Source organism: Sphingomonas sp. FARSPH (assembly GCF_003355005.1).
Taxonomy (GTDB): Bacteria; Pseudomonadota; Alphaproteobacteria; order Sphingomonadales; family Sphingomonadaceae; genus Sphingomonas.
The window spans coordinates 2,993,162-3,010,463 of sequence record NZ_CP029985.1 but is presented as its reverse complement, the minus strand read 5'-3'; the positions used below and the strand labels follow the sequence as shown (position 1 = coordinate 3,010,463).

The following is a 17,302-nucleotide window of genomic DNA, read 5'->3' as shown; positions in this document are numbered from 1 at the left end:
ACGGCTGGCGTCGCCAGGCATCTGCAGCCGGTAGGTCCGCGCGGCCGCGATCACGAGACCGCCAGGCGATAGCCGACGCCCGGTTCGGTCAGGATGAGCTTCGGCTCGCTCGGCTCGGCCTCGAGCTTCTGACGCAGGAGGCCGATGTAGACGCGCAGATACTGGCCGTCCCCCTTCTCGTCGCCCCAGCCCGCGGCGAGCAGCTTGCGATGGGTCACCACCTGGCCCGCGCTGAGCGCCAGTGCCTTTAGGATCTCGAACTCCTTGGGCGACATCTTCACCGGGTCGCCCTCGAGCGTCACGGTCCTCGTGCGGAAGTCGATGACCAGCGGACCGCCAGCAAACCGGCCGGCGCGCGCCGTCTGGTTCGCGTGACGGCGCGTCGCCGCACGGATACGCGCCGTCAGCTCGCCGATCTCGAAAGGCTTGTTGACGTAGTCGTCGGCACCGCCGTCCAACGCCGCGATCTTCTCGGTCTCCTGATGCCGCGCCGAGATGACGATGATGGGCACGTCGCTGCGCGACCGCACCTCGCCGATAACGCTGTGGCCGTCCCTGTCGGGAAGCCCGAGGTCGAGGAGGATCGCGTCCGGCTCCCGGTCCTCCAACGCCCGGATCGCGGCGGCGGCGCTTGCGGCGGTCGTCACGGCATAGCCGGCGGCGGAGAGTACCGGTTCCAGGACCGCGATGAGGGCAGGTTCGTCATCTACGAGCAGCAGGCTGATCACGCTTCCGGTCCCTTCGTCACTCTCGGCAGCTCGATGACGATCTCGGTCCCCCGGTCGCCGATCCCGGGGGTCCTTGCCTCGATCGAACCGCCCATCGCCTCCACGAAGCCCTTCGCGATAGCGAGGCCAAGCCCGCTGCCGCGAGCAGCGCGGTCGGAGTGCGGCACGCGATGGAAGCGGCCGAAGACGCGGCCGAGCTCGGCCTCCGGTATGCCCCAGCCCTGATCGGCGACGCGGACACGGCACGTCTTGTCCGAGGCGTCGCTTGATACGACGATCTGCGTCCCGTCGTCGCTGTAGGAGACCGAGTTCTCGAGCACGTTGACCAGCACGAGCTCGAACAAGGCGGCGTTGGCGTTGACGAGTGCTCCGTCCTGCGCCGCGTCCACCCGGATGACGCGCTCGCCAGAGCGCGACCTGATTCGCTGCACCGCGACCGCGATCATCTCCGCGACGCCGAGCGCCTGCGCACCGACCATTCCCTGGCCGGCCTCCAGCCGGCTCATCTCGAGCAGGTTGGCCGTGTAGCGGTTCAGCCGCTCGCATTCGTCGACGATCCCCTTCAACAGCATCGCCGAAGTCTCGCGGTCGAGGCGGTCGCCGTAGTCGAGCAAGCTCGAGGCCGAGGCGCTGATCGTCGTCAGGGGCGTTCGGAAGTCGTGGCTCACAGAGGAGAGCAGCGCCGTGCGCAGCCCTTCCGCCTTGAAGTCCGCCTCCCGCTCCGCGACCCGTTCGGCGAGCGCGGCGCGTTCCAAGGCCAGCGTGACGAGCCGAGCGAGCGCCTCGGTGAGGCTCTTCCCCAGCTTGGAAGCAGCATCGCCATCCAGGACGATCTCTCCGAGCCCGCCCGAGGTTCCCTCGAGCGTCAGGCGTGTCGCGTCCGCCGCTCCGCCAGATGCCTCGGGACGCGGCTCAGGCGGGTTACCTGGCCGATCGCCTCCGCCGGCGCTCCGGAGTTCCGCACGCACGCCCAGCGTCCGCTCGGCGACATTGCTGAGGGTGGCCGCGACGTCCTCGGCGGAAGCGGCGGACTGCAGCGCGCGGCTGAAGGCGAGCAGCTGGCCGAGACGCATGTTGCTGGCACGCGCGGCGGCCGTCTGGTCGCGCAGCCGGCCGGCGAGCACGCCGGACAGAATGCCGACAAGGCTGAACACGACGAGCGGGGTCACGTCCCGCCCGTTGGCGAGACGCAAGGTTAGCACCGGCTCGGCGATGAGGAAGTTGAAGACGAGGAACGAGGCGGCCGAAGCGACGAGCGCGCATACGAGGCCGCCGACCGCGCCAGTAACGACGATGCCGAGCACGAGGATCAGGGCGGCGGCGACTTCGCCGTAGGCGTCGGCGACCAGGTTCGCGACGAGGCACGCGAAGACGGTGAGGCCGGCGCTGAGGGCGTAGTCGCGAACGCTGAAGGGGACGGGACCGCCTTCGGCCGCCGCCATCAGATATTCGTCATCCTTCACCGTCTTGGCACCGTCCCGCTGGTCCGCTGCGACGGGCAGGTTGACGGGGGAGCTTGGCGCGCCCGCCGCAGCGGTGATGGTGCGATCGAGGGTAGAGCTGACGCCCCACGCCCCGTCCGCCACTCCCTTCTAGGCCCGTGAAAAGCGGGGTCCATGCATATAAAACCTATAGTAACACCCATGCTCCGATCGCCTCTACGCCGTGCCCGAGGAGAAGGACGGCCATGCGGTATGCGGTGCGGACGGCGGTGATGCTGGGAGCGGTTCTGGTCGCGGGATGCGCCCACAAGCGGGTTCCCTCGGGCGCCATGCCGCCGCTGCAGAACGACGGCAGCCAGAACGTCGGCGATCAGGGGGAGGGCGGCGCGCAGGATGTCAGTGCGCGGCTTCAGGTCGACCTCGCGCGAGAGGCGGGAAGCGATCGCGTGTTCTTCGCACTCGACTCCTCCTCGCTCGACGAGGCGTCGCGATCGACACTGCTTCGACAGGCCGGGTGGCTCCGTGCCCACCCGGGCGTCTCGTTCACGATCGAGGGCCACTGCGACGAGCGCGGCACCCGCGAATACAACATCGCGCTCGGCGACCGCCGCGTCAAGGCAGCCGCCGACTTCCTGATCGGGCAGGGCATCGCCCCGGCCAGAATCACCATGATCTCCTTCGGGAAGGAGCGGCCCGAGGCCCTTGGTTCCGACGAGATGTCTTGGGGACGCAACCGCCGCGCGGTCTCCATCGTCGTCGCGCCGAACGGCTGAAGGGCGATGTCGTCGCCGGGCGGCAGGCACTCCTGCATGGGCTATCTCCCCTTCGTCGCGGCATCGGCGGCGCTGCTCCTCGCGTGCGCGGCCTCCGAGCCTGCAGAGAGCTCGGACGAGATCCGACGCTACGAGTGCGCGATGGGCATCGGCTTCGAGGCGATGATCAGCGGATCGCAAGCGACCGTGAAGACGAAGTCGAGCATCTATGTCCTGGAACGGCGCCGGTCATCGATCGGGGAACGCTTCGCGAGCGGCGACGTCGCGCTCGCTCAGGACGAGGAGCGCGCCGTTCTGATTGGCGCTGACGAGGGGCCTTATCGCGACTGTCGCGAGAGGGACCGCGGCTCCCATTAAACCATCGCAGGTCCGGTGGTCGCATGTCGGCCGCGGACGGACCATGATCCGGACACCATCTTGCAGACCACGCCCCTCATGCTCATTCCGCTCGCACACGTCGATGCCGACGAGGCAACCAGCGTGTTCCACGACTTCGCAGAAGAGTGGGAACGACGACGGCTGAATACATTCGTCAGGCACTGCGACCGGCGGCGCTACGCCCATGCTCATGGCGCGATGCGGCTCGCCCTTTCGCAGGTGCTGCGGCGCCCAACGGCCGACGTGACGCTCCGCAGGACGCGCACCGGCAAGCCCTACCTTCGCGGCGGTCCGGCCTTCAGCCTCAGCTACGTTGATGGCGACGCCTGGCTCGCGATCGGCCTCGAGGATGCCCTCGGCCTCGATGTGGTTGATCTCGGCCCCGCTGAGGGGGAGCTGGACGAGCTCGTCGCGCCCCAAGCCGAGAAGCACGCCGTGGCCCTGGTCATGCCGTCGCTCGCGAGACCGGACGTCGTGGTCTGGGCCGCGAAGGAGGCGGCGGCCAAGCTGGCCGACCGGGTCGAGGTCGCGCCGGAGGACTGGCGCGTGCGTTTCACCCACTGCCTCGAGGTGTCGGCCGACGGTGTTCCGGCGGCAAGGGTGGACATCGTGCGCATGGATGCGGCTCTCGTCGCGGCGATCGCCCGCCCGTTGCAACCGGGCGACGCCGCGACGTCCGGCACGCAGGTCGCGTCGTGACGGGCAGCGAGAGCGTCGCCTTCGGCCCCGCACGGCCGGACCTCATCCGCGACGAGACCCTCGCCGACCTGTTCGGCGCGAGCGTGGCGGCGCACTCGAGCCGGCCCGCGATCTCCGACGCGCGGGGCGCGCTGACCTATCGCGAGCTCGACGAAGCGACCGCTCGGCTCGCGGGCGCGCTGCGGCGCCGCGGTGCGGGCCCCGGCGCATTCGTCGGGCTGTGGATACCGCGCGGCCGCGACGTGCTGATCGCGCAGATCGCGATCGCGAGGACGGGCGCAGCGTGGCTGCCCTTCGACGCCGACGTTCCGCCGGAGAGGATCCGGGAATGCCTCGCCGACGTGGGAGCGCTCGGCATCCTCCTGCCGCAGCGGTGGAGCGCTCGTCTTCCAACGGACACGCTGGTCTTCGAATACGAGGCACTGGCGGATGAAGCGCCCGAGCCGTTCCTGCCCTCCGCTCGTCCCGACGATCCTGCCTACGTCATCTACACGTCGGGTTCGACGGGCCGGCCCAAGGGCATCCTCGTCGCCAACCGCAGCATCTGCCACTTCCTCCGATCAGCCGCGCTCGCCTACGGCCTCGACGAGAAGGACGCGATGCTGCAGGCCGGATCGATCGCGTTCGACCTGTCGCTGGAGGAAATCTGGCTGCCGCTGCACGTCGGCGCCCGGCTGGAGGTCTGTCCGGCGGACGTCCTGGCCGATCCGGAACGCCTCGCGGCCCTGGCCCGGGAGCGGGGCGTCACGGCCATGGACGTCGTCCCGACGCTGCTCGGGATGATCGAGGAAGACCTCGACGGCGTGCGGCTGATCATCGTCGGTGGCGAAGCGTGCCCCGAGGCGATCGTCCGCCGCTTCGCGACGCCCGGTCGGCGGCTTGTCAACAGCTACGGACCCTCCGAGGCGACCGTCGTCGCCACCGCCACCGACCTCGAGCCCGGTCGGGCGGTGACCATCGGACGCCCGCTCGCCAACGTCTCGGTCCACGTCGTCGACGATGCGCTGCGCCCCGTCCCGAGAGGCTGCCAGGGCGAGCTGCTCATCGGAGGTCCGGGGGTCGCGCTGGGGTACGTAGGGCGGCCGGATCTTACGCGGGAGAAGTTCGTGCCGAACCCGCGCCACGAGGGAACGGGGCACGACCCGGTGCTGTATCGCACCGGCGACGCGGTCGAGATGACGGCGGAAGGCGATCTCCTCTTCCGCGGCCGGATCGACGACCAGGTCAAGATCCGTGGCTTCCGCATCGAGCTCGGCGAGGTCGAGGAGCGGCTGGCCCGAGCCGAGGGCGTCACGCAGGCGGCGGTCGTCGTCAGCCGCGCTTCCGCAAACGATCAGCTGGTCGGATACGTGCTGCTCGAGCCGGGTGCCGCAGCGAACGTGGCGGCTTGGAAGGCAATGCTTGCCGAGCAACTGCCGCCCTACATGATCCCGGCGGTTATTATCGCGATCGATACGCTTCCCCGCCTGGCCGCCTCGGGAAAGGTCAACCGCGCCGCGCTCTCCGACCGGCCGCTGCCCGGGGTCGACGTCGGCGCCATGGAGGATGTGGACGGGACGGACACGGAGAGGAGGCTGCTGGAACTCGCGGCACCGCTTTTCTCCGGCCAGCCGGTCGCGCTGGACGCCGACTTCTTCCTGGATCTCGGCGGACATTCGCTTCTCGCCGCGCAATTCGTGTCCGCCGCCCGGCGGGGCGGCATCGAGGGGCTCTCGCTCAACCAGATCTATCAGGTCCGGACGCTGCGGCGCATCGCCCAGCTGGTCGACGAGAGCGCCGCGGTTGGTTCCGTAGCGCCGCCCGCTCCACCGGAGCGCGCCCCTGCAGGTCGACGTTATCTCTGCGGTCTCGCGCAGCTTGCCGTGATGCCGCTCCTCCTGACGATGCAAGCCGCGCCCTGGCTTGCGATCTTCATCAGCTACACGTTAATCGACAGCGACAATGCCGCCATCGTCACCGATCTGCTTCAGGTGTTCTTCGCCTACGCAGGCATCAACCTCGCGCTGGCGCTGTTCGCGATCGCAACGAAGTGGCTGATTGTCGGTCGGACGAAGCCGGGGCGCTACCCCTTGTGGGGCGCCTACTACTTTCGGGTGTGGCTGGTTCAGCGCGTTCTGTCGCTCGTCCACATGAAGTGGATGCAGAACTCGCCGATCCTACCGCTCTACCTAAGGGCGCTCGGGGCGAAGGTCGGACGCGACGTTCTCCTGTCTGACTTCGACGCGGGAGCGATCGACCTTCTGGAGTTCGGCGACCACGCGAGTGTGGGAAGCAAGACCGTCTTCGCCAACGCCCGCATCGACGGCACCCACATGGTGGTCGGCCGCGTCCGCCTAGGTGCGGACGTCGCGGTGGGCTCCTCCTGCGCGATCGAAGGCGACGTGCTGGTCGGCCGCGCTTCCGAACTTGCTGACCTGACGGCGCTTCGCGCCGGCACAACCGTTCCGGACGGCGAGATATGGGACGGCGCCCCGGCTGGAAAGGTCGGCGAGGCGAAGCCGGAAGACCTGGCGCCTCCGCCCGTGCAAACGACTCTGGGGCGCGGCGCTCGCGGCCTCGCCTATCTGGCGATGCTGCTCGTTCTGCCGGCCATCGCAATCCTTCCGATAGTCCCCGCCTTCAGGCTGATGGAATGGCTGGACGGATTCGTGCACCCGGTCATCGGCGTCTCCTATCTCTGGTATATGCCCATTCTGGCGCTCTCCGCCGGGGCGGGGCTGATCGCCATCACCATGGTCCTGATCGTCGCTATCCGGTGGGTCGTGCTTCCGAGGGTGCGACCCGGCCGCTACCCGGTGTCCGGCCTGTTCTATCTCCGCCGCTGGGGCGTCGGACTGATGGTGGACGCCGCGCTCGACACGCTCTCCTCGCTGTTCGCCACGCTCTACATGCGCGGCTGGTATCGCCTGATGGGCTGCCGGATCGGCAAGGGCACGGAGATATCGACGAGCTTCGCCGGTCGATACGAGCTCATCCGCCTCGGCGCCGGCAACTTCATCGCCGACGACGTCGTGTTCGCCGACGACCATCTCCGCCGTGGCTGGCTGGAGCTCGAACGCACCGAGACGGGCGATCAGGTGTTCGTCGGCAACGAGGCGGTCATCCCGCAGGGCATCCATATCGGAACGGGCGCGCTGGTCGGCGTGAAGTCCAAGCCCCCCGCCGGAAAAGACATCGGGGCGGGCGAGACCTGGTTCGGCTCCCCGGCGCTCGGCCTGCCGACGCGCCAGCGCTTCGATCACGATGTCCGCGAGACGTTCGATCCGCCGCTGCGGCGCAAGATCGGCCGTGCGGCGTTCGAGGCGTTCAACATCACGTTGCCGACCGCGCTGTTCATCACGCTCGTCACCATCGTCATGGAGGTGCTCGCACCGGTCTTCGATCGTCAGAACTGGGGCAAGGCCCTCTGGATCTGCGTGCTCGCCAGCACGCTCATCTCACTCGTTCAGCTGGCGGTAGGTGCCGCCTATAAGTGGCTGCTTATGGGACGCTACCGACCGACGGTGCGGCCGATGTGGAGCTGGTGGGCGCTCCGCACCGAGGCCGTGGCTGTCATGTATTGGGCCATGGCCGGCAAGGCGCTGCTGGATCTTCTGCGGGGCACGCCCTTCCTCCCGGTCGCGCTACGGCTCTTCGGCGTCAGGACGGGCAGAGGCGCCTATCTCGATAGCGCCGACATCACCGAGTTCGACTGCGTCGTGATCGGCGACGACGCGGTCCTCAACAACCATGCGGTCCTGCAGACCCACCTCTACGAGGACCGGCTGATGAAGGTGGGTTACATCCGCGTCGGCAATGGCGTCGTCATCGGCGCGGGCTCTACCGTCCTCTACGACACGGCTCTCGGCGACGACGCTCGCTTGGGGCCTTTGACCCTCGTCATGAAAGGAGAGGAAATTCCTTCCTCCTCTAGCTTCGAAGGCGCGCCGGCCCGCCAGACGTTCTACGCGTCGTGAGGGGAGCCGAACGGTTCGGCCGGAGATGGGATAGGCAGCACGTCGACTTGGCCGAACCCCACCCGACATTGATCTCGCACGTGGAGAACGCAGCTTGGCCTCATCGTTGTTTTGATCGAGGGGTCTCCATCCTGCGGTTCCTGATCAATGCTCCGCATCGTCTGCGCCGGTCAGCTTCCAACGACGCAACAGCCGAGGCATCGTCAGTCCTTGCGCGAAAATCGAGAAGGCGACGACGCCGAAGGTGATAATGACGATCTGTCCGCGCTCGGCGACGCTCGCTGGCACGGCCAACGCCAGCGCCAATCCCACTGCCCCGCGCAGTCCGCCCCATACCAAGACATGCTGGTAAGTGGCGGGGAGCCGCAGTTTCGACTGCGCGAATGGCAGTGCGAGCGGGTAGACCGCGGCAGCACGGCCGACCAGCGTCAGGACAATGGCGATGACCAGCGGCATGGAGACAAATGCGATCGGCTGGTGCGCCTCGTGGCTGCCGATCAGGAGGAATAGGCACGAATTGGCAAGAAAGGCGGCATAGGCCCAGAAGTCTTGGACATGCTGTCGACCGGCAACCGAGATCGAACCGCGCGGCCCGATATTGCCCACGATCAGCCCTGCCGCCAGTGCCGCGAACACGCCCGATGCGTGGATATGCTCGGCAAGCAGGAACGAACCCCAGGCGACCACGGTCGTCAGCGTCACCTCGACGAGATGATCCGTTGTCCGGCCAGCGACGGTCAGCACGAGGAAGCCGATCGCCGCACCGATAACGAGCCCACCCGCTACGGTCCAAAGCAGCGCGAGCGAGGCCCCCGACGCGGTTAGCCCATCACCATTGGCGATACCGACAAGGATCGCGAACCCCACTGCTGCGACGCCGTCGTTGAGCAGGCTTTCTGACTCCACCACCATGCTGAGCCGCGGCTCTGCCTTCATCTCCTTGAACGCGGCGATGACCGATACGGGATCTGTCGCTGCGATCAGCACCCCGAAGAAGGCCGCGCCGAGCAGGCTCCAGCCGAGCAGCACGTGCATGCCGCCCGCGACGACGCCGGCGCTGATCGCCACGCCAAGAAAGGCGAGTACGACGGTCAGTGGCATCTCCGCCTTGAAGCGAGACCATCGCAGCTGCATTGCCGCCTCGAAGATCAGCGGCGGCAGGAATATATTGAAGATCAACTCGCGCGACAGCGGCAGGTCGGCACCGACTGGCAAATAGGCGAGGCCGATCCCGGCAAGCACAAGGCCGGCCGTGTAAGGAAGGCCGATCCGCCGTGATATCATTGCCACCAACGAAGCCACGATGAGAAGCGTGCCGAGTTCGGTCAGACCGATATCACCATTCATTGGGCAGTCTCCGCGACCGGCGTCAAAACGAACTGCTTCCCCGTCGACTGGGCGGGCCGCACGGCGATGCCGTGCTGTCGCAACAGCGCGGCGACGGTTAGCGCGCGACGTTGGCGGAGGTTAGGTGAGGTCGGTGGCTCACCGGCGGGCAGACCCGGCACCGCCAACGTGCTGACATTCCACCGATGAGCGGCCCAGGCAGCGGTAACCAAGGCGTCCTTTGCCGCGGCATCGAGCGTGTCGCCACCGCTGGGGAAGACGATTTTTGGCAAGGGACCCTGGGGGGGATGATGGCGACGTCCCAGTCGTCGCTCTGCTCCGCGGCCCGTTTCTCCAGCGCCCGATAGGTGGCGATGCTCGCTCCTGGCAGCAATGCGGCAGCGGCCACCGCACGATGGTGGTCACGATCGATCGTCACTGCGTCGGGTGTGATGCCGGTGATCAGCGCGATGCCGTTCGCAAGATCGGTGACCTTTTCCGCCGCGGTGTTCGTTGCTTCACCGGCCTGCCGCAGTTCTTCTCGTTGGGCGGCAAGGGCGTCGGCACCGGCGCCGAGCAGAATCTGATCAAGGTTCAGCCGGACCGGCCGGCCGAGTTGCTTCGCGAGGGCTGTCTGTATCGCACTCGTCTTTTGCATGGAGCGCCGTGGCGTGATTACGACCGCGCGAACCACGATCGGCTCGGCCGTAAAGTCGATGTCTAATTGGGTCACGCGCGCTTCGGCGCCGAACCGGTCGGACAGGAACGAGCGCGTCTGCGACGTCGCCACGGCCTCACGGCCGATCCGATTGAGGGAAATGCCGAGCGGGATGACCATCATGACGAAAACGAGCGTGAGGATGATGGTTTGCATCCAACCCTGCCGCCGCGACAGATGGTGGGCGAAGCCATAGAAACGCGCCATCAGCGTTGCCGACAACGCGATGGTGATGAAATTCGTCACGAATAGCGCAAAGGCGCCCAGGCCGACCGGCGCATTGCGGGTCGCGATGCCATATCCCACCACCGCCAGCGGCGGCATGAGCGCAGTGGCGATTGCAACGCCGACGATCGTGTCGCCGCGCCCACGGATGATGGCGAACGTTCCTGCGAGCGCGGCGAATAGCGCGACGGCAAGGTCGAACAGGTTCGGGCGGGTCCGCGCCACGATTTCGGCCGTCGGCGCCTGCAGCGGCGAAACGAGCACCAGCAGCGAGGTGAACGCTACCGCTGCAACGGCGCCGATCGCCAGCGCCTTCAACGACCGACGCAGCTCGCGGAAGTCGAAGAGCGCGAGACTGAAACCGAAACCGAGAATGGGGCTCATAAGCGGCGAGATGAGCATCGCGCCGATCACCACCGCCGGCGATGAGAGCAGGAGCCCGAGAACGGCGATGCCTGCGGACATCATCGTCATGAAGGCAAAGCGCGGGCTCCAGCCGCTCTCTTCCACAACGCGGGCAAGCACCGCCTCATGATCGATCGGGTCGACGATCGATCGACGCCACCAGCGATACAAAGCGATCCGGCCGAGCCGACTGGTCGAATTTCTCGAGCCGGTTGCGGTTGAGCCGTTCAAGAGGGTCGGCCCGCCGGTACGATCTCGACAATGCGATCTCTTGGTTCGAGCCGCTCCGCGCCCTTCTCCCAAAAGCCGATGGCGGTGCCGTCGCGATGGATGCGCACGCCGAGTCCGGTGGTGAGCGCCGACAGTGGCTTGCCGCACTCGGTCGGCGCGACGTCGCGTTCGTGCAGCGCCACGCGCCCGCCATGCGCTGAGAGGTCGGCGATGTAGTCTGCCAAATGTTCGCCATAGGTCGAGCCTGCCAGCAGCAATCCCGCAAAGCTTGCCGGATTGATCACCGTGGTCGCTCCCGCTTGGCGCGCCAGGGGTTCATTGTCCTCCGATCGAATGACGACGCTGAGCGGCACCCCGGGGGCAAGGCGGCGTGCGGTGAGGAGGATCAGAATAGATGTATCGTCTCGTCCCGCCGATACGATCACTGCCCTGGCGCGAGCGACCTGAACCGCCTCGAGCGTTGCATTGCGGCTGGCGTCGCCTTGCATGACGTTCACGCCCAAGGCTTCGGCCACCTCGATCGCCGCCGCGTGCTCGTCGATAACAACGATGGTCGCAGGATCAGTCCCCCGCCGCATCATCTCCGCGACTGCCTCACTGCCGGACGTGCCGAAGCCAGTGACGATCGTGTGCCCACTCAGCCGCTGCTGGATCATTTTCATGCGCCAGCGGTCCCAGACGCGTCGGAGGAGAAAGTCATAGGCGGTACCCAGAAAGATGAGCCACACAAATAGACGGATCGGCGTGACAACGAACGTGTCGAACAGCCGAGCGCCCTCCGTCACCGGCACGATGTCTCCATAACCGACCGTCGTGATGGTAATCATTGTAAAGTATAGAACGTCGGCAAAGCTGATATGGCCGTCGATGTTGTCGCGCAGTCCGCCCCGGTCGGGCCAATGGCCCGCCAGTGCGACGCCGATCAGCGCCAAGACGAGGGCAATGCGCCATAGCAGCGACAGCCAGATGGGCATCCCAAGTCGCCGTCGTAGCGATGGCGCGGTCGCCGTACGATGACGTTCCTTTCCCTGGCCACGCATAATCCTAGCAGTCAACCCGCGCTTCGGCGTGGGGCAATGCGAATGGCAAGTCGCCGGGAGTTCCGAAGTAAGAAAGCAAAGCGGGCAGGCGCTTGAGCAAAGCGAGTGCATGCAAATTGTACATATGCGGTCCAGGTCACAGGCAATCGGCGCTGGCGGCCCGACCAACGTGATGACCCTGCGCCTTCGAACCGAAGCTCGCACCCGAAGGCCGGTATCGCAGCCACGGCCACATGTAGCAACCTTCGATCAATCCGTAGTTCGGATTACCGACGAGGAGACGCTGATCGCGAGCGCTCCTTCCGCTGCGTGCCTTGTACGTGACGCAGTAGCGCAAGATGAACGAGCGGCAGAAGTTGGGGCGTCGTCAAGTTACCTCGAATGACGGGTTCTGGGTCGTCTCGGCGGGAGAGCAGGGCGACCGCTCTCGCCCAAAATCAGATATTCAGGCTCGCGATCAATACGAGCGGCTCAAGGACGCACTCTTAACCGCGTTGAAACCGAAACGGATCCATCGTTCCTTGATGGCCAATCAGAATCGTCCTGCAGCTCATGCCGCAGACGCCACCCGCCTCTGGCTCCTTGCAGCTTCCCTCTACTTTGTCTCTGCCTCCGCGATGATCCATTTGACGAGCAACGGTCGCGACATCGCCACGATCTGGCCCGCCAACGCCGTTCTCCTTGCCTTGCTGCTCGTTGACGGCAAGCCGCGCTGGCTGACCATATTGAGCGCCGGTTTTATCGCCAACGTTGCTGCCAACCTGATAACGCGAGATACGATCGCCGGTCCACTGCTCTATTCCGCGGCCAACGTCATCGAAGTCGCAATTGCTGCGCGTCTGATCTGTCCCGCGCGTACAATCGACGGGCTTTTGCAATCCCCCGGGGCGACGCTGCGCTTTATTGGGACGGCAGGCGTCATCGCGCCATGTGTGAGCGGGCTGGTAGGTGCGGCGACAGCCTTCCTGGTTTTCGGCGAGGCTATTGGATCGTCGTTTTCAATCTGGGCGCTGAGCGACGGGCTTGGCCTGCTCGTCTTCACCCCAGTCTTGCTGGCGACCTTTCGCGGTGAGTTCGTCGCGTGCTTTCGGAGCAAGACTTGGCGACTGCGGCTCGAGACGTTCACACTGCTGACGTTCACCGCGCTGGTCGCCTATGGGGTCTTCTTCGTAGCGGATCGCCCACTGTTGTTTTTGCTGTTTCCGCCCATAATGCTTACTACGTTCCGCACCGGTCGGCTCGGAACCAAGGCGGCCGTGGTCATCGTCGCGGTTATCGGCGGGATTGCGACAATGTATACTCGAGGACCAATCGCAATGCTCGCCGAGGGCCCAGTAGGACAGGCGCACCTTTTTCAAGCGTTCCTCGCCATCCTTCTCCTTACTGCGCTGCCGGTCGCCGCCGAGGTGACGAAGCGCGCGCGTATTACCGCGGCGCTTGCCGAACACGACAAGGAAATGATGGAGAAGGCGATCACCGACCCGCTGACCGGTTTGTTCAACCGCGCGGGCTTTGATCTGGTAGTTGGGCACCAATTCCACCGCCGGGACGAAACGCAGCAGCTCAGCGTGATCGCCGTCGATCTTGATCATTTCAAATCGATCAACGATCGCTGGGGGCATCAGGCAGGAGACCGCGCGCTGTGCCACTTAGCACATATCCTCACGGCGCAGGTTCGCTCAAATGATGTGATCGGACGCCTTGGCGGCGACGAGTTCATGATCCTCCTGCCCGGCAGCGACCTCGATCAAGCGCACGTTATCGGGCAACGCATCGGCGCCGCCGCCCGGCGCGAGCCGCTCGCCTTTGATGAGACGGCAGTAACAATGCTTAGCCTGAGCGTCGGCGTTGCCGCTGCCCGTCCATCCGAGAGCTTTGCCGATCTCGCTCATCGAGCGGATCAGGCGCTCTACGCAGCGAAGGCGGCGGGACGCAACGCAGTTCGATTGGCGTCGTAACCCCTGAATGCCGCTCAGGCTTTGTGGACGTCCGCTTACCCCAAGACCGGCCGTCCGCGTAGTTTGGCACGTCGGTCGAAGCGGACGTTCCACTCACGCCCAATAGCGGACGTTCACGGACTGCCGGCCTCCTCGCTCAGAGTGTTGCGATCCATCGCTGAAGCCCAGCGGTGTCGGCCATCCGGCCATCCCAGGCGTGTTGAGCAACGGCAGGAACGTTGGAGCCGCGTGGGCGGTCGCGATAGACTTTCATGGGCACCCATATGACGGTACCATCGGCGAGCTTGCGCTCGCGGATCTCCATGTAATCGGTGTCCGCGTTGGTATCCTGCCCAACCTGTACGCCGCCGAGCGCGGTGAGCAGATCAACTGCGTCGAGGCATGCCGACGCGCAGGCGTAGTCGGTCAGCACGAACACCTTGCTCGCCACCGGATTGGGCGGCGCCACCGGGCGGGGCGCCCGCGATCCGTGCGGCTCGGTCCACAATGCCTGGTGATCGCGCAACGCCCCCTCCATTCCGCCGAGCGTCCTGGTCGCCCAGTTGTAGAAATTGGGATCGATCTCTCGTCGAGCGGCCGCCTGCGTCTGATAGGTTTGCATCCGCTCGATATTACCCGGCGAGACCCGCCATTCGGCGTAGCCGCCGTCGGGTCGTCTGGCGTCGACAAAAGGCTTGCTCCAGAGCGATGAAGCCAATCGGTTGATCCATGCGGACGAACCACCATTGTTGCCGCGCAAGTCGAACACGACGCGAGGAGCCGTCCGTAGTTCGCCCGCGTCTGCGTCGATCCGGCCCACCAGCGTGTCAAGCGCGCGTCCGTCGGGGGACGTGGCGTCGCTGTCGAACGACCCCAGACCGACCCAGACGGTCCCGTCAGCCAGTCGCTCCAGCGCCACGGGCGCGTGAAAGCGTTCGCGCGACCGGGCAAGCAGCTGCTTGCGCTTGGCCGCTTCGATTGGCCGCCAATGAAGAGTCACGGTCCGGCGGACGCCTCCTTGCTCGAAGGTGCACCGCCGGATGGTGCCGAGCCATGGGTTGTCGGGGGGCAGGAACAGCGTCGCCGCCTGCGCACGGCGCTGGCTGGCGAGGCTCCAGCTTCCCATGAACCGCCCGATCCGGTCTGCGGCCAAGCGGTCGACGCTCCTACCGTCGCAGCCGACCAGCAGCGCACCCGCTGAGACTCCGCCCTCTTCGGACGCCGAGACCCTGTGCCCGTCGGCGGCGAGTTCCGTCACGAACCCGGGCCATGAAAAAGCCCAGGGATAGTCAGCGTCAGCCTTTGGGTCCGGCATGATCCCGAGGTGCCCGTCGTCGAACGCCGAGGTCAGTTCAGAGAGTGCCCAGCTGTATTGCGCATAGGTTCTCGTCGTTCGCGCGCGGCGCAATGCCTGCGCGTAGGCAGCGTCAAGCCGGCTGCGAAACTGGGTGTCACGAGCGTTGACGAGGCCGGGATGAGAGTCGGTCACCTCGGCGCGAAAGGCGGCCGCGTCCGCGCGTAAGCGCCCAGCATAGTCTGGCGCAGTCGTCGCGACCGCCACCAGCGCAAAAAGACCTCCAAACATGCCGCCCAAACCCGCCTCCCAGAGAGCGCGTACGTCTTCCACCCTGCTCGGTGTTGATCGTCCTGAGCGCCGAGAGCACCGGTAACCAGCGATTACGCATGTGGTCAAGCGTCAGTAACAGAGGCATCCGCTCAGGCCGCCCGCTGGATGTACGCTTCCGCCCATATGCAGCGATTAAGGCTAGTGGTATCACGGGGGATGCCAGGAAGCGTGGACATCACCGCTCGCGTCGCGGCGGTTTGCTATACCCTCATTGTAGGGGCTGGCATGTGGTTCACCCTCGCTTGGGCGGGCACAGACGCACATTGGAAGTTGGACGAGTTGCTGGTCTTCTCGACTTTTGCGCTATCGCCCATTCCTGTGTGCGTTTTTTGCTTCAAGAGTCATTCGTAGATCGTCCGCTTCCCCCGAGGAGCGATGGTCCGCTTCCGCACAATAGCGGAAGACCTCGTTGGACTGTATAGTTGCCGGCAAGAGGAGGACGCCGATGCGATCGGAGAAAATCGATGATTGGATGTCTAAGGTCGCCTCCGGTGGCGCTACGATGAGCCAGCGCAACCTGAAATGGGTGGAGGTGAACGGCGGGGTGGCGGAGCTGATAGATGCAGCTCAGAAGCGCGGTATACATCTGGTCAGGCTGACCGACGACAAGGGGCACGAGTTATTCGCGGCTAGCCAGCACCCATTCCAGACGCTCTGCTGATCCCGTCTTCCGCAAAAGCTATGTCCGCTTTCCCCCAATGCCGGGTATTCCCTGAGCGGAGGTGACCGCGGGTCAGCGACCGTTTGCGATATGAACGAACGGCAGAAGCTGGGGAGCGGGCAAGGCACCCTGAATGGCCAGAAGTGGGTCAAGCCGTTACCGCGGCGGCGTACGACGGCCTATTCCCGGCTCATCGTAAAATGATCAAACCAGGAGGTATCAGGAACCGAGGCTGCCTTTCCTGTCCTTCCGACCTTCCCAACGGCGGCGCGGCTCCGTTTTATCGAGACGCTTTGGGGAAGGCGGCAAGCTTCGGAATATCGGCTGGGTCGTGCTGCACTATGATCGTGGCGTCGAGGTTGGATGCAAGCTTCTGCAACCGATTCATAGATGCCAAGCTGTCGGCGCGTTGCGTGTTCCAGGTCGGCACGGCCGACAATGGCCATTGCGCTTCCAGATGGACGACGTCTCCGCTCAGGAGCACGGGACCGGTCTTGGGCAGGCGTACCAGCAGTGCAGTGGAGCCGGGTGTATGTCCTGGCGTTGCGAGAATGACCACCGAGCCGTCGCCGAACACATCGCGGTCTCCTTCGATCGGGTCGACTTTGCCTTTCCCATTCAGCCAAGGCGCAAGGAGGGCTGGGTCCGCACCGAAAGGCATCTTCTTGGAATGCAACGCAGTCCAGTCTGCAGCTCCGATCATCAACGTGGCTGTGGGGAATGTCGCCGCCTGTCCCGCATGGTCAAAGTGGTAGTGGCTTAGCGCCAGCCTGGTAATATCGGATGGACGAATGCCGAGGCGAGCAAGCTGGGTCAGAAGGTCAACCGCCAAGGTAGGGCTGATCGGCTGTTGATCTATGGGCTTGCCGAGCAGCGAGGTTGGAAGGCCCGCATCCCATAGCATCAACTCCTTGCCGTGGCGGATCAGATAGCAGCCGACGCTCAGCCGACGGGATTGGCCGTCGTAGATCCCGGTATCGGATAACGGCGAGGCGTCCTTCATCACGATCTGACCGCAATCCAGGCGCCAGATCATCACCTCGGCTTTGGGCGCCGTGGCTTGAACGCCCACGCTCACGATAAGGGACAGGCACCCCGCTACGAAACGGGACCACAGCGAAACAGGCATGGCGTTCTCCTCGAATAAGATGTGACA

At 65.6% G+C, this 17,302-nt stretch carries 13 protein-coding genes; 6 read left to right on the top strand and 7 right to left on the bottom strand.

Features of this window, described 5'->3' with window-relative positions:
* Window positions 1–50: 50 nt before the first annotated feature.
* Both DM480_RS14240 and DM480_RS14235 read right to left on the bottom strand, forming a co-directional pair.
* Window positions 51–728, bottom strand: coding sequence for a response regulator (locus DM480_RS14240; protein ID WP_232834023.1), 678 nt, complete (start codon window positions 726–728; stop codon window positions 51–53).
* Window positions 725–2,314, bottom strand: a complete 1,590-nt coding sequence (locus DM480_RS14235) for a sensor histidine kinase (protein ID WP_115380047.1) — start codon at window positions 2,312–2,314, stop codon at window positions 725–727. Before DM480_RS14235 ends, DM480_RS14240 begins: the two co-directional genes overlap by 4 nt.
* 101 nt (window positions 2,315–2,415) lie before the next feature.
* Here DM480_RS14235 and DM480_RS14230 point away from each other — a divergent pair, with 101 nt between their 5' ends.
* From DM480_RS14230 to DM480_RS14215, 4 genes are read left to right on the top strand one after another with little or no spacing between them, the layout of a single operon-like run.
* Window positions 2,416–2,943, top strand: a complete 528-nt coding sequence (locus DM480_RS14230) for an OmpA family protein (protein ID WP_115380045.1) — start codon at window positions 2,416–2,418, stop codon at window positions 2,941–2,943.
* A 36-nt stretch (window positions 2,944–2,979) separates the two neighbouring features.
* Window positions 2,980–3,300, top strand: a complete 321-nt coding sequence (locus DM480_RS14225) for a hypothetical protein (RefSeq protein WP_115380043.1) — start codon at window positions 2,980–2,982, stop codon at window positions 3,298–3,300.
* 60 nt (window positions 3,301–3,360) lie between these two features.
* Window positions 3,361–4,020: a 4'-phosphopantetheinyl transferase family protein gene (locus DM480_RS14220; RefSeq protein ID WP_198665849.1), complete on the top strand. Its 660-nt coding sequence runs from the start codon at window positions 3,361–3,363 to the stop codon at window positions 4,018–4,020.
* Window positions 4,017–7,976 carry a Pls/PosA family non-ribosomal peptide synthetase gene (locus DM480_RS14215; RefSeq protein ID WP_115380039.1) on the top strand — a complete coding sequence of 1,320 codons (3,960 nt, stop codon included), beginning with the start codon at window positions 4,017–4,019 and terminating at the stop codon, window positions 7,974–7,976. The genes DM480_RS14220 and DM480_RS14215 overlap by 4 nt, the downstream gene beginning before the upstream one ends.
* Window positions 7,977–8,120: 144 nt before the next feature.
* On the opposite strand, the gene DM480_RS14210 is transcribed toward DM480_RS14215, so the two are convergent.
* The 3 genes from DM480_RS14210 to DM480_RS14200 all read right to left on the bottom strand — a co-directional run bounded on the left by DM480_RS14210 (window position 8,121) and on the right by DM480_RS14200 (window position 11,855).
* Window positions 8,121–9,323: a cation:proton antiporter gene (locus DM480_RS14210; RefSeq protein WP_115380037.1), complete on the bottom strand. Its 1,203-nt coding sequence runs from the start codon at window positions 9,321–9,323 to the stop codon at window positions 8,121–8,123.
* A 97-nt stretch (window positions 9,324–9,420) separates the two neighbouring features.
* Window positions 9,421–10,881, bottom strand: a complete 1,461-nt coding sequence (locus tag DM480_RS14205; protein WP_232834022.1) for a DUF389 domain-containing protein — start codon at window positions 10,879–10,881, stop codon at window positions 9,421–9,423.
* A complete protein-coding gene (locus tag DM480_RS14200; protein ID WP_232834021.1) occupies window positions 10,878–11,855 on the bottom strand; it encodes a potassium channel family protein in 978 nt (325 codons plus the stop codon). The genes DM480_RS14205 and DM480_RS14200 overlap by 4 nt, the downstream gene beginning before the upstream one ends.
* A 404-nt stretch (window positions 11,856–12,259) precedes the next feature.
* Between DM480_RS14200 and DM480_RS14195 the strand changes: the two genes are divergently transcribed.
* Window positions 12,260–13,879: a GGDEF domain-containing protein gene (locus DM480_RS14195; protein ID WP_232834020.1), complete on the top strand. Its 1,620-nt coding sequence runs from the start codon at window positions 12,260–12,262 to the stop codon at window positions 13,877–13,879.
* Window positions 13,880–14,015: 136 nt separating this feature from the next.
* Here the strand turns inward: DM480_RS14195 and DM480_RS14190 are convergent, their stop codons facing one another.
* On the bottom strand, window positions 14,016–15,452 hold the full coding sequence (locus DM480_RS14190) for a S41 family peptidase (RefSeq protein ID WP_125471545.1): 1,437 nt from the start codon (window positions 15,450–15,452) through the stop codon (window positions 14,016–14,018).
* Window positions 15,453–15,930: 478 nt separating this feature from the next.
* Here DM480_RS14190 and DM480_RS18140 point away from each other — a divergent pair, with 478 nt between their 5' ends.
* The gene (locus DM480_RS18140) at window positions 15,931–16,146 is read left to right on the top strand and encodes a hypothetical protein (RefSeq protein ID WP_115380029.1); all 216 of its coding nucleotides are present in this window, start codon (window positions 15,931–15,933) and stop codon (window positions 16,144–16,146) included.
* A 280-nt stretch (window positions 16,147–16,426) separates the two neighbouring features.
* Here the strand turns inward: DM480_RS18140 and DM480_RS14180 are convergent, their stop codons facing one another.
* Entirely contained in the window at window positions 16,427–17,275 is an 849-nt protein-coding gene (locus DM480_RS14180; protein ID WP_115381390.1) for an N-acyl homoserine lactonase family protein, read from the bottom strand.
* Window positions 17,276–17,302 lie beyond the last annotated feature (27 nt).